We start from the raw sequence: 12,086 nt of genomic DNA, 5'->3' as shown, positions 1-12,086 counted from the left end.
AATGAAACTGATACGAGTCGAAAACTACGAAGAGATGAGCAGCAGCGCGGCAAGTTTAGTGGAACAGCAGATCCTGGACAACAGCCGTTCGGTACTTGGACTTGCCACCGGATCGACACCGCTCGGCCTGTACGAGCAATTGATTCGCGGCGTCCGTGAACGCCATATCTCTTACAAGCAAGTTCAAACGATCAGCTTGGATGAATACCGTGGACTTTCAGCGGATCATCCGAACAGCTACCGCTATTTTATGAATGACCACTTATTCCAGCACATCGACATTCAGCTGGACAACACACATATTCCAGACGGCACAGCTTCTCCGGTAGAAGACGAATGCCGGCGTTATGAGGCCTTGATTGACAGAATCGGCCCGCCGCATCTGCAGATTCTGGGACTCGGGACAAATGGCCATATCGGATTTAATGAACCTGGTACAGCTGAAACGAGTGTGACTCATTGCGTTAAGCTTGAAGAATCGACACGCATCAGCAATGCGCGTTTTTTTAACGACCTGGATAGTGTGCCGACGCATGCCATTACGATGGGCATTCAGTCAATTCTAAAAAGTGAACAAATTCTTGTGCTGGCTTCCGGCAAAAAGAAAGCGCCGGCAGTGAAACGGTTTTTGGCTGGCGGGGTCAGTGAAGATTTTCCGGTGTCGTTTTTATGGAAGCATCCGCATGTTACACTCATAGTAGACAAGGAAGCCTATAGCCTGGCTGCGGCAGAAAAGGAGTGATGGCTGTGCTGGACAAACAATCGCCGATTCCCATTTACATTCAAATAGAAGAACAGCTGAAGCAGCAAATTCAGCAAGGCGACTTTTCCGTCGGCACGTCGATTCCTTCCGAACGCGAACTGTCCGAACGCTTTGCGGTCAGCCGCATGACGGTGCGCCAGTCGATCACCAATTTGGTCAATGACGGCTTGTTGTACCGGGAAAAAGGGCGCGGCACGTTCGTGGCCTCTCCAAAAGTGGAGCAGCCGCTCAATGGCTTGACCAGTTTCACGGAAGACATGGAGTCGCGCGGCATGGTGCCCAGCAGCAAACTGATCGGCTTTGAAATCCTGGAACCGGAATCCGATGTCGCACAAGAGTTGCAGCTGAGCCACGGCGACCAAGTGTATTTTGTTGAGCGCATTCGTTTTGCGGACGACAAGCCAATGGCCATTGAACGCACCTTTTTGCCGGTCAAACGCTTTCCGGATTTGACGGAAGAGTCGTTTCAAGGCTCGTTGTATGCGGTCATCGAGAACCAGCAGCAGCTGAAAATCAGCCGCGCCACACAGCGCATGGAAGCTGGTCTTGTGAAAAAAGAGGATGCCGATTTATTGGAGATTCAACTGCCCGCAGCGATTTTGATAATCGAACGCATCAGCTTTCTAGAAGGCGATTTGCCATTTGAAGTGGTCCGCAGCACATACCGGGCCGACCGTTATAAATTCACGACCGAAATTCAGCGGTAAGCGCAAAGGAGAAATGGACATGATTGAAAAAACGTACACCATCATCAGCGACGAAGGGCTACATGCACGACCAGCTTCGAAATTAGTAGGAGCGGTGTCGCCGTTTTCTGCAGATGTCAAAATGCTCTATAAAGAAAGAGAAGTAAACTTGAAGTCCATTATGGGCGTCATGTCACTCGGCGTCTCAAAAGGCCACACGATCAAAATTACAGCCGATGGCAGCGATGAAGAATCCCTTATGGCCAAAGTGGAAGAATTGATCGTAGCGGAAGGTCTTGGGAAAGTGTAAGTAAGTTGAGGTGGATATACGATGTTAAGCGATTATTTTAAACAAGTGCAGGAACGCTTGGAGCTTGTGGAAAAACAAGCGGGGCCGGCGATGCTTGTGGCGGCCGAAAAAGTGGCCGAGGCGATCCACGCAGGTGGCATCATTCAATTGTTTGGCTGCGGCCATTCGCATATTTTGACAGAAGAAGTATTCTACCGCGCCGGTGGATTGGTGCCGGTCAAGCCGATTTTTGTGGAGCCGCTTATGCTGCACGAAGGTGCGGTCCGATCTTCTCAATTGGAGCGGGAGAACGGCTACGCTAGCGGGTTCTTGGAGGAACAGGATTTCCGTCCTGGCGATGTGGTTTTTGTCATCTCCACTTCCGGCCGCAACCCGGTGCCGGTAGATGTGGCACTCGCGGCTCGTGAGAAAGGCGCGTTTGTCATTGGTATCACATCACTCGACTATTCGGGTAGCCAATCGTCGCGTCATGACACTGGCAAGTACTTGTCTGATTCAGTTGATTTGGTTATCGATAATCATTCGGTGTCAGGCGATGCGATTTTGTCTTATGAAACTGTCGAGGTTCCCTTTGGGCCGACTTCCACGGTGGTCGGCGCGACGATGTTAAATGCCATTTTCGCGGAAGCTATTAAGCGTATGGCTGATTCCGGCTTTGCGCCGCCCATTTTTTTGAGCGGTAATATTGATGGAGCGGATGCGCATAATACGCGGCTCATTGAGAAGTATCGGGAGCGGATTTTGTTGTTGTAGTGGTTGTGTGGTTGTAGTAGTTAGTGTCCCTGTGCACGGAAAGATTCTGACAACGGAAATACTGTCGGGTGGGGATTTGTTGAGGAGTTCGAACGTTTTTGTCCCTGTGCAAGACACAATTTAATACAAGAAAAGCCGAGATTCAAGCCCACAAAGGGTGTTGAATCTCGGCTTTTTTTATGATTTTTATATAGGGGTAATGCTGTTTCATAATGACCAAAAGTTGATAGTATTGTTTGTCCAGAAGTTGACGGGTATAATGTCCTCAATAACTCTGGAGAAAAGAAAATGCGCCTCCCTATGTATCGGCTGTTACCAGTAGCTTGACGGGAGGCGTCTTCCCAAAAACCATAATGATCGTTTTGAATCATAGTATAGCAGTATTAAAAATTCGCGTCCCTGTGTCAAAGATGATTTAGTGTATACACAACACGACAATGTGAATGATGGTGATAATATTGAAAAAATTGTTAATTATACTAGTGGTAGCGATGATCTGTGCAGCTGTGTATATTTTAGGGGGATGCTGTTAAAAATGATCAGCAGTCTGCTTTATTGGATGAAGATGCCTTTCTTTTGATTGCTCATCGGGGGGCAAGCGCAATTGCCTCTGAGCATACGTTGGCATCCTATCAACTGGCGATGGATATGGGTGCAGATTTTATTGAAATTGATTTACAGATGACAAAAGACGGTGTGCTGGTTGCCTTCCATGACGATACTGTGGACCGCACGACCGATGGCAGCGGAAAAGTAGCGGAAATGGACTTGGCCGACATTAAAAGACTGGATGCAGGATCCTGGTTTAATGCCGAAAAGCCGGACATAGCGAAAGATGAGTATGTAGACATTCAAGTTCCGACGCTTGAGGAAATCTTTACAGCTTTCGGTGACAGTGCCAATTATTACATTGAAACCAAGCAACCGGCTGAAAGTGAAGAAATGGAAGAGAAGCTGCTGGAATTGCTCGATCAGTTTGAGTTGTTGGACGAGTCTCTATCGAAAGGCAAAGTGATTATCCAGTCGTTTAGTGCAGACAGTTTAACTACGATTCATCAATTGGACGGCGATATACCACTCATCCAATTGATAGACGACTCGGAGCAAGTAATCCCTTCCCCTGAAACTTTTGAGTTGTATAGGGAATATGCCGTCGGTATTGGCGTTAGCCACAGGGAGGCGGACGAGGCCTATATTGCTGCTGCAAGAGAAGCCGGCTTATTGGTCCATCCTTTTGTTGTCGACAAACTGGCAGTAGGGAAGAAGCTGAAATCCCGGGGAGCAACTGGGATCTTCACGAATGATATCGAAGCTGTTAGCAGTTTAAAATGGTGAACATTAAAATTGTGTCCCTGTGCACGGCACAATTTCAGGGCAAAAAAAAGCTGTAAGGTGAGGGTTTGTATTTGGTTTTGTCCCTGTGCAAGACATAATTCAGAAAGCAGGTAAGCGGATGAGAAAACTAAAAGCGAATCGAAACTTTACGCCTTGTGTACCGGTGGTCGATGATGAAACGTTCGGCGGTTTTCCATTCACTTGGAATATCACGCATGTGCAAACGTGGATTGACAACAATTTGGACCAAGTCGATTTGTCAGTCGTACAAATCGCGCCGCCTTCAAAAGGGACGGATTCGGACTCTTTGGATGAGGCATGGATTCTTGAAGCGGATCTTACGAAGCCGGTAATCATTGTTTGGATGCGTCCGGAATTTTTCAAGTTAATCGACGGCAATCATCGCGTGGCGAAAGCGAGGCGTATGGGCGTAGCGGAACTCCCGGCTTATTATTTGACCGAACAACAGCACCGCCAATTTTTCGCACGCGAACAAGCAGACATGATGTATGTGAAGTATTGGAACGAGAAGCTGGAACAGGTTGAAAAAGGATGGGGCCAGTGGGCTGTGGTCGGACAGATGAAAGTGTAGAGGATTTAATACATTTTCAGGTTCTGTATACGGATTGTTGAAAGAAGTCTGCTGAAAAGCAGGCTTTTTTTGATCAAATCCGCAAAGTGGAGGTAATCTGCAGCGAAGGAAATACGCTTATTTTTGCTTAAATTAAGCTAGAAAACGGCATAATTAAGCTTAACTCTAGTCATTTTCACAGGTCATAATAGCTTTAATAAACTAATGACCATTTTCGTTTAAAAAAGGAAAAAATATCTATACAAGTAGACCATAAAAACTATATAATGATAAAAGTTAGAATAGAGCGACAAATTTTATTCCGCTTTAGCGGCTAGAAGAAATCCGAATGCACTCGCTGGAGATCAACTGCCGCGAGAGCCCGATTGGGTCGACTAGCCATTAGCTTCGTGTTCGCTGATTGGCGTTTCTCTCAGGCGTGGAAGAAGGTAATATGCCGCGATAATGATTGCGGCGTATTGATGAATCGGATAGCTGTTCTCGAAACTGACGATGAATATAGAAATGGGGAGGTGTGCTGTGTTCACTGCTAGGGGGATAAAGACAAACAGAAACCTCCGGATGTCATAGTCTTGGCCGACAAACATCCGGAGGCAGTCAGTTGGAGTGTACCAACTATTAGTTAGTATACTCCTTTTTCGGTAAAGAAATACATCAAAAACCATAAAAGGGGATAGAAACGTGAGAAAGCGTAAGAATTTCAAGTTGGAAATGAACATGGAAAAAGAAATCGGGCAAGAGACCGTATTGATTTTGCCGGACTATGATGAAAATGGTTGCTTGAATTCTGTGATTTACCATACGGACGGCATGATCAAAGTTGAGTCGAAGCCATTCGATTTGATCGATACGAATCTGCGCTTCCGGGGCTCGAGCATGCGCGGCGCGGTGGAAGGCTCAGCGGCGATTCTTGGCAAGCTTAACAAGAACCCGATCATCATCGATCGCGATAAAGGGGTTATTTTATTGCCAAGCAAATCAGCGCTTTTGGATGGCTGTGTCTGGTTATCCTTGCAGCACATTATGGAATGCATCAGCATAGATGGCTGCACGACGAAGGTCAATTTGAGCAATGGCAGTTCGATCATCCTCGATGGCAGCAAGAAGTCGATCCAGCGCCGCATGGAAAAAGCATACGAGCTCCAGTTCAAGATCCCGGAAGCGCAGAAGCGATTTTTTGAAAGTGGCCGGGTGATTCCGGAGACGACGTATCACTTGGTGAAGCAGGCTGGGCAAGTGAATTATGAGCATAAGGCTTTGGAATAGATTAGATGGGAGAGTGGGCGTTTGCCTGCTCTTTTTTTCTTGTTCGTGTCCCTGTGCATCACACAATTCGGAAGTGGAAAAAGATTGATATTACGGGATTCGGTATGGTTTGCGTCCCTGTGCACGACACAATTCGTTGCGGTAGAATGGAGAAAACACAGAGGAAGGAAGTTATACATATGGATAGCATCATTTTTGATTTGGACGGGACGCTTTGGAACCCGCTCGATGTATCGGTAGCGGTGTGGAACCGGGTGTTGGCTGATAATGGGGTAGACGAAATGCTGTCGAAAGACGATTTGCGGGGCATCATGGGGCTGCAGGCGGATCAAGTCGGAGAGAAGTTGTTTCCACATCTCTCGAAAGAGCAATGCGAAAAACTGACAGAAGAGTCCTCGCAATTGGAATGTGAGTATCTGCGAAAACAAGGCGGGCAATTGTATGAGAGTGTGGAGCGTGTACTGGAGCGGCTGTCACAGAAATACAATTTGTATATCGTCAGCAATTGCCAGGAAGGCTATATCGAAAGCTTCTATGAATACCATGGATTGGATTCTCACTTCGTTGATTTCGAGAATCCGGGGAGAACGGGCTTGTCGAAGGGTGAGAACATCCAGTTGATCATGGAGCGGAACGATGTGGCGAAGGCCGTGTATGTCGGTGATACGAAAGGCGACCATGAGGCAGCGAAAATGGCTGGGCTCCCGTTTGTCTATGCGGCGTATGGCTTTGGGGACGTTGATGAGTATGATTATAAGCTGGAGGAGTTTGAGGAATTATTGGCCTTGTTCGGGTGAAGAAATGAAAAGCTCGGCATTTCGAACAGGACAGGCTTCTGGCTGTATTTTCAGCAGCTCTACTGAACTATTGGAACAAACTGCGTAGTAGCGGAATCAGCTGGAGCTTTGACAGCGACGGATACCAATCGAATTGTTACTACGCAGTAGGCAGAAAAGCCGAAAATCTCATCGTATCGAGATTTTCGGCTTTTTGTGTTCCGTTAATGGGTTTTGTCGTCTTTTAAAACATTGGATATTGTCTGTGTGGCATGAGAGAAAGCGGGAACGATGCCGCCATGTGCTTTTACATAGATACTTAATCGATATGCCGCGTAGACGCCTGCGATATCGATCAGGACATCTACGAGCCTGCCGCTGCGCTCGAAGAACAACTGCAGGAACTCGGTGAAAAAGGCGAACAAGCTGCATAGCACGAAGGCGACGTGGCGTTCTTTGACGGCTTGATTCATGAGTAAATATAAAATGCCGAATGATAAAGCGTGACCGGTTTTCTGGAACACGTAGAGCTTGCTGTCGAGATGGATGTCGCTTGTGATGAATAGGTCGGACAGGTTCGGGAACAGGCGGATGTTGAAGTCAATGTCGTTCGCCAACAGCGCCGTGAAATTGTAATTATTGGTGGCGATGAGGATGCACAGCGCCCATAAAAGGACGGGGATGTATTTAGCTTTCATATGGCCCTTCCTTCCAGAGTTGGTGTGGCGATTCGTTATTGTGCATTTTTTGCTGCGCTGCGCTTTTTCATTGCCCCGTAAGGAAAGTTGAAGAGAATCAAAGCTAATCCAACGATTGACGTAATCCACGGGTAAAGGAGCGGATACAATAGCGACGGGTAGTAATAGCCCGGCGGCAAGTAATAATTGATCGGGCCGCTAAAATCTTCGGTGATCAATTGCGTCTGTAGCTTGGATTTATTTTCGAATGTGAATGATTCTTCTGAGACGGTGCCGTCTTTTGGATGGAGATGAGTTTGAATTCTCGATCCTCGGTGGAAACATAGCCGGGCATTACTTCGCCATCGCGGTGAAAGCGCATATCGTAGCCATTCTGGAAAATCACAATGCCAAAGAAATCCTTGTCCGTGAACTTATCTTCGACGGTCCAGTAAGTGATGGTGCCATTATAGCGATCGAGGCCTTCGACGGCGAGTTCTTCGTATTCGAGCAATTGACCGGATAGTCTTCCAGTGTCTCGACGGTTTCGCCGTTGACGGTGATCCGGATGTCGCCCGGATGCACCAAACTATCCCAAGCATTAAAATACGGCTCGCCGGTAGTGACGGAGAGGCGCGGATAATGTTCCTGTTGTAATTGGCATCATCCGGCGCTCCGGCGTAATCGGTCCGGATGGCGTTTAGCTCTTTAATGTCATAACGGATATTCATTTCCATGCGGTATGCCATTTCCATAAGCATCGGGGTGATAGATGGAAGCGAGATGACGAGTAGGAGGACGCCGATGATTAGGCGTTTGCGTTTCTTGTGTCATTGGACAATCCTTTCATTACGAATAGTGCTTATGTGTATAAATACCTATAATTGAGTATAGCAGGAAATTATACGATTGAGACGGAGTAATTGAATAGAAGATGGCTTATCTTTTAATAAGTGGAAAATATAAGTGCTCGAGTAACGAAGAATCGTAAACTGAATAGGAAGAAAGATACGAGAAATAAAGCTTTTCAGAGATTTTTACTGTATACTAGTCCTTACTGATTTTAAAAATGCTTTTATTGGGTGAAGTTCCTGATGAAAGGAAGGACGTGTTTAGTTGAAGACTGTATTACGAACGATTATTATCCTCCTGGTGGGCCTAGGTATACTCGCAGGAGCTGGATATTGGGCGTACAAGAGCTTGACCACAAGCGACGAGCAACAAATCTCCCAAGCTGCGGAGGAAGCTGACGATAAGCTGCAACAAGGAGAAGATACGGAAGCGCCGAAAGCGAATGAGCAGGTGGAGACTGTGGGCTTGAGTGAAGGTGAATTCCAGATTCATCTTCACCAAATGACACATCAAAAAATCGAGGCGACCGAAAAGCGCGGGGCGATCGAAATGACGCCGGAGCGGATCGATGAAATGCTGAAAATCTTACAGGCCAACGAAGGCGCTTATGAGGAGTACGAATTCTATGAGCAAAGCTTGACGGCTTGGGAAGAAGGCAATTTCTCAAATGCCGTGAACGTGCACAACACCATTTGGGAATGGCATAACGGAACGGTAGGACGTGCGACGGGCTTGTTGTCGGAAGAGCAGGAAGCGGCGTATGTGGAGGATAATTTCTAACCTATGCTCTAGAAGTAAGATGCCTGACTATCTCAATAACATCTTAGAAGTTCACAATGTTATTTGGGAATTGCAACAAGAGGTTCTGGGAGTGGCATTGGACTTGGTGACGGACGAACAGAAAGCATATCTTGTGTAATAGTATTTCAGGTGATTGAGTGTCTCTTAATTTCATAAGGTATCAGACGAAAGCCTTGGATTCCTTTATGGAGTCCGAGGTTTTTGTATTTTAGGGGAGGAGCATTGGATTAACTGTCGCTTTCCGATTTAGGCGGATTTGCCGAGTTTTTCTAAATTTACTAATTAATTTCCTGATCTCTGTTTAATCCTTATGTAGCGAGGGAAATATTTCATATCTTGAAATATTATAGGGGGAAAACAGTTGGAACAGTTTTTGCAAGGGGTTGCTGATTTTTCAGCATGGCTATGGGGCATCCCGCTCATCACATTGTTATTGGTTTCTGGACTTTATATGACTTTTAAATTAGGATTTTTTCAGTTTCGCTATTTCGGATACATAGTAGGGCAAACCTTTGGCAGCATTTTCAGAAGACCAAAAGGCGAAGGGACGGTCACGCCGTTCCAGGCATTGACGTCTGCACTGTCGTCGACAATCGGTGCGGCGAACATCGTCGGTGTGCCAGCGGCGATCATGTTCGGTGGGCCGGGCGCGATTTTCTGGATGTGGGTCATCGCATTGATCGGCATGGCGCTGAAGTTCGCGGAAAGCGTGCTTGCGGTTGAGTACCGCGAGAAAAACGCGAAAGGCGAATTTGTCGGCGGGCCGATGTATTACATGACAAAAGGCTTGAACATGAAATGGCTCGGGATTTGGTTCTCATTCGCATTGATGATCGAATTGATTCCGAGCATCATGGTGCAAGGGAATTCCATCGCGAATACCGTGCAAGCGACATTCAATGTACCGGTATTGTGGACGGGCATCGCGACCGCTGTGCTCGTGTCGATCGTCGTCTTCGGCGGCATCAAGCGCATCGGGAAAGTGACGGAGATTTTCGTTCCGTTCATGGCGTTGATGTATGTTGGCGGAGCGGTCGTCATTCTTTTGATGAACGTTAAAGCTGTTCCGGAATTCTTTATGTTGATCTTTAGCAACGCCTTTTCTCCGGCGCCTGTCGTGGGCGGATTTGCCGGTGCGGCGATTGTGGAAATTATCCGTTGGGGCTTTGCCCGCGGTCTTTATTCCAACGAAGCGGGACTTGGGACAGCACCGATCGCACACGCAGCTGCGACGACCGACCATCCCGTGCGCCAGGGCTTCTGGGCCGTCATTGGTGTAGTTGTGGATACCTTGATCGTTTGTACGGCGACAGCATTTGTCATCTTGTCTTCCGGCGTATGGACAGAAGAGGGCGCGATGGAAAATTCATCGGCGTTGACAAGCTTGGCATTTGAAGAGTATTTCGGTGATTTCGGTGCCATTCTCGTAACAATCGCCCTTATTTTCTTCGTACTCTCGACGATTCTGGTCGTGGTGTTCTACGGCGCGAAGCAAGCAGAGTTCTTGTTCGGCCTAAAAGCGGCATACGGCATGCAAGTGGTCTACATATTCGCCGTCATCTTGGGCGCAGTCGGTGCAGCTGAAGTCATCTGGGGCTTCCTCGACATCATGCTCGCCGCGATCCTCATCCCGAACGTCATCGCGATTTTACTGTTGAGCAACAAAGTGAAAGAGTTGAAGAACGAGTTCTTTACCTCGGATGAGTATTATAGAAAAGATAGGAAAGTGAAGAAACGGGCGAAACGCCAGAAAGCGGTTAGAGAAGGGTATGAGTCGTAGGTTTTTCAGTTTTGTCCCTGTGCATGACACAATTTGAGCTGTGTGATTCGCATGGCGGCGGGATTCTGTTGCTTGGATGTCCCTGTGCGCCACACAATTTGAGTAGCTGGAACGTCAAAACCCCCTTGAACTCGATCGAGTTCAAGGGGGTTTTATGCATTATGGGGGTTTAAGGTTTTAGTGTTTTGTCCCTGTGCGTGGAACAATTTATAGCATTAGATTCGTATCGTGGGGGATTTTAATTGTCGGATGTCCCTGTGCATCACACAATTATCCAGAATGATTTTGAATGTTTATAAACTTTATTGAATAGTCATAATTGAGGCTGTCAGGAGAAAACAGCTTTAAGTTGAAGAAAAGTTTCAAAAATCATTATAGCAGTTTTACCTTTTAATGGAAACGGGGTGGGGGTATTTGTTGAGGTGGGTGAAAAGGTAGACCGGGACAAACGCTGGAAACAGTGGGATTTATAAGGTTTTGATTTACTCATATTACAGAAGCAAGCTGCTTATTTTCCATTAAAAGTATATAAGAAAAACAAAATATAATCTGAATTATGAGAATTTTCATAGACTACTTTACATATTTTGGCCCTTAATGTAGGTTTATTGTAGTATTATCAGTTATACGGGGTTTAAATTTTGATAAATAATTGATTTTTAATTATTAATTTGGCGGTCGCAGGTAAGAAGTTTTCATGGACAGATCGATTAAATCGAGCGGAGGAATGGTTGAAATGATGGATATACAGCAGGTGGCTTCACCAGACAACAAGACAGCCGAGATGATGGCCGCACAAGCGGTTGAGAAATCGCGGAGTTGCCCGATCGGCAGCGCGCCTGAAATCGAAGGGCGTCGAGTTCCTCAGCTGTATATCGGCTTGCCAATGGACCGAGGCGTTTCCGTTCGATTGTATCGGGATGAGCAGGAGGGGCTGAACGAGGCAACGATTCTGCTTTCAGTTGAGCAATTGCCAAGTTTTACGCGAGCGCTCATTGAACACCCGATTTTGCTGCCGACGAGTTATTCACAGCGTTCGTCAGTGGAAGATGAGCAACACGCACTTCGGATTGCTTCGAAAGAGGATTTTCCTGATTTTGTGGAACGCCTGACGGATGCGCTCCATGCGCTCCCGCAAAAAAAGTGAATACGGCAAATCTATCCCGTTTATTATTACTGGGGAAGATATGCATTTATTTTAGCAACAACAGCAATGTTTAAATAATGAGTTGGTAGCCGCGTGATCAATGCTTGTAAGGACCAAAATCGAGGAGGATGAATCGGATGACTGCGATTGTAAAAGAAGAAATGACAATGGAGATCCCGAATAAAACCTATTTGCAAACTTATAAGGAACATATTGACGGCTATAAACAGTATAAGCTGGAGAAGTTGGCTCCGCAGTGGCATGTGCCGGTGGATCGTAAGGCGCTCAAAGTGGAGAGTGGATTGTAAGCTGTAAGCTGTCCCTGTGCACGACACAATTCGCGGGGGA

15 protein-coding genes are annotated in these 12,086 nt (G+C 46.7%); 13 read left to right on the top strand and 2 right to left on the bottom strand.

Translation table 11 applies throughout. From position 1 onward, the window contains the following. The first annotated feature begins 1 nt into the window (after position 1). The 8 genes from nagB (at position 2) to CW734_RS13455 (ending at position 6,502) form a co-directional block, all read left to right on the top strand. On the top strand, positions 2-742 hold the full coding sequence (gene nagB, locus CW734_RS13490; RefSeq protein ID WP_101191022.1) for a glucosamine-6-phosphate deaminase: 741 nt from the start codon (positions 2-4) through the stop codon (positions 740-742). A 5-nt stretch (positions 743-747) separates the two neighbouring features. Then, complete coding sequence (locus tag CW734_RS13485) at positions 748-1,470, top strand: GntR family transcriptional regulator (protein ID WP_101192199.1); 723 nt, start codon at positions 748-750, stop codon at positions 1,468-1,470. A 19-nt stretch (positions 1,471-1,489) separates the two neighbouring features. Continuing rightward, a complete protein-coding gene (locus CW734_RS13480; RefSeq protein WP_101191021.1) occupies positions 1,490-1,759 on the top strand; it encodes a phosphocarrier protein HPr in 270 nt (89 codons plus the stop codon). 21 nt (positions 1,760-1,780) lie between these two features. Beyond that, positions 1,781-2,512 (top strand): SIS domain-containing protein, encoded by a 732-nt coding sequence (locus CW734_RS13475; RefSeq protein WP_101191019.1) that lies wholly within the window; start codon positions 1,781-1,783, stop codon positions 2,510-2,512. A gap of 555 nt (positions 2,513-3,067) precedes the next feature. Next, positions 3,068-3,847 (top strand): glycerophosphodiester phosphodiesterase family protein, encoded by a 780-nt coding sequence (locus CW734_RS13470; RefSeq protein WP_232787066.1) that lies wholly within the window; start codon positions 3,068-3,070, stop codon positions 3,845-3,847. Between the two features lie 118 nt (positions 3,848-3,965). After that, positions 3,966-4,439 carry a ParB/RepB/Spo0J family partition protein gene (locus CW734_RS13465; RefSeq protein WP_101191017.1) on the top strand — a complete coding sequence of 158 codons (474 nt, stop codon included), beginning with the start codon at positions 3,966-3,968 and terminating at the stop codon, positions 4,437-4,439. A 681-nt stretch (positions 4,440-5,120) separates the two neighbouring features. Continuing rightward, a complete protein-coding gene (locus CW734_RS13460; protein WP_101191015.1) occupies positions 5,121-5,705 on the top strand; it encodes a competence protein ComK in 585 nt (194 codons plus the stop codon). A gap of 179 nt (positions 5,706-5,884) precedes the next feature. Continuing rightward, entirely contained in the window at positions 5,885-6,502 is a 618-nt protein-coding gene (locus tag CW734_RS13455; protein ID WP_101191013.1) for an HAD family hydrolase, read from the top strand. A 203-nt stretch (positions 6,503-6,705) separates the two neighbouring features. On the opposite strand, the gene CW734_RS13450 is transcribed toward CW734_RS13455, so the two are convergent. Together CW734_RS13450 and CW734_RS13445 are read right to left on the bottom strand one after the other, a co-directional pair. Beyond that, the gene (locus CW734_RS13450; RefSeq protein WP_101191011.1) at positions 6,706-7,179 is read right to left on the bottom strand and encodes a VanZ family protein; all 474 of its coding nucleotides are present in this window, start codon (positions 7,177-7,179) and stop codon (positions 6,706-6,708) included. A 35-nt stretch (positions 7,180-7,214) separates the two neighbouring features. Further along, positions 7,215-7,397 carry a hypothetical protein gene (locus tag CW734_RS13445; protein ID WP_101191009.1) on the bottom strand — a complete coding sequence of 61 codons (183 nt, stop codon included), beginning with the start codon at positions 7,395-7,397 and terminating at the stop codon, positions 7,215-7,217. 62 nt (positions 7,398-7,459) lie between these two features. Between CW734_RS13445 and CW734_RS18335 the strand changes: the two genes are divergently transcribed. From CW734_RS18335 to CW734_RS18330, 5 genes are all read left to right on the top strand, one after another. Further along, positions 7,460-7,684: a hypothetical protein gene (locus CW734_RS18335; protein ID WP_157824163.1), complete on the top strand. Its 225-nt coding sequence runs from the start codon at positions 7,460-7,462 to the stop codon at positions 7,682-7,684. Between the two features lie 590 nt (positions 7,685-8,274). Next, the gene (locus CW734_RS13435; RefSeq protein ID WP_145990608.1) at positions 8,275-8,790 is read left to right on the top strand and encodes a DUF6241 domain-containing protein; all 516 of its coding nucleotides are present in this window, start codon (positions 8,275-8,277) and stop codon (positions 8,788-8,790) included. A gap of 382 nt (positions 8,791-9,172) precedes the next feature. Then, positions 9,173-10,591, top strand: a complete 1,419-nt coding sequence (locus CW734_RS13430) for an alanine/glycine:cation symporter family protein (RefSeq protein WP_101191004.1) — start codon at positions 9,173-9,175, stop codon at positions 10,589-10,591. 697 nt (positions 10,592-11,288) lie between these two features. Then, the gene (locus CW734_RS13425; protein ID WP_145990607.1) at positions 11,289-11,738 is read left to right on the top strand and encodes a hypothetical protein; all 450 of its coding nucleotides are present in this window, start codon (positions 11,289-11,291) and stop codon (positions 11,736-11,738) included. Positions 11,739-11,875: 137 nt separating this feature from the next. Continuing rightward, on the top strand, positions 11,876-12,046 hold the full coding sequence (locus CW734_RS18330; RefSeq protein WP_157824162.1) for a hypothetical protein: 171 nt from the start codon (positions 11,876-11,878) through the stop codon (positions 12,044-12,046). Positions 12,047-12,086: the final 40 nt, after the last annotated feature.

It is taken from the genome of Planococcus sp. MB-3u-03, assembly GCF_002833405.1.
Lineage (GTDB): Bacteria > Bacillota > Bacilli > Bacillales_A > Planococcaceae > Planococcus.
Note: the sequence above shows the minus strand (reverse complement) of the source record. Positions and strands in the feature narration are given on the sequence as shown.

Excerpts from the sequence above, each read along its gene's own strand:
- nagB (WP_101191022.1), top strand. The coding sequence starts at position 2 with ATGAAACTGATACGAGTCGAAAACTACGAAGAGATGAGCAGCAGCGCG.
- CW734_RS13480 (WP_101191021.1), top strand. The coding sequence starts at position 1,490 with ATGATTGAAAAAACGTACACCATCATCAGCGACGAAGGGCTACATGCA.
- CW734_RS13475 (WP_101191019.1), top strand. The coding sequence starts at position 1,781 with ATGTTAAGCGATTATTTTAAACAAGTGCAGGAACGCTTGGAGCTTGTG.
- CW734_RS13465 (WP_101191017.1), top strand. The coding sequence starts at position 3,966 with ATGAGAAAACTAAAAGCGAATCGAAACTTTACGCCTTGTGTACCGGTG.
- CW734_RS13455 (WP_101191013.1), top strand. The coding sequence starts at position 5,885 with ATGGATAGCATCATTTTTGATTTGGACGGGACGCTTTGGAACCCGCTC.
- CW734_RS13450 (WP_101191011.1), bottom strand. The coding sequence starts at position 7,179 with ATGAAAGCTAAATACATCCCCGTCCTTTTATGGGCGCTGTGCATCCTC.
- CW734_RS13425 (WP_145990607.1), top strand. The coding sequence starts at position 11,289 with ATGGACAGATCGATTAAATCGAGCGGAGGAATGGTTGAAATGATGGAT.
- CW734_RS18330 (WP_157824162.1), top strand. The coding sequence starts at position 11,876 with ATGACTGCGATTGTAAAAGAAGAAATGACAATGGAGATCCCGAATAAA.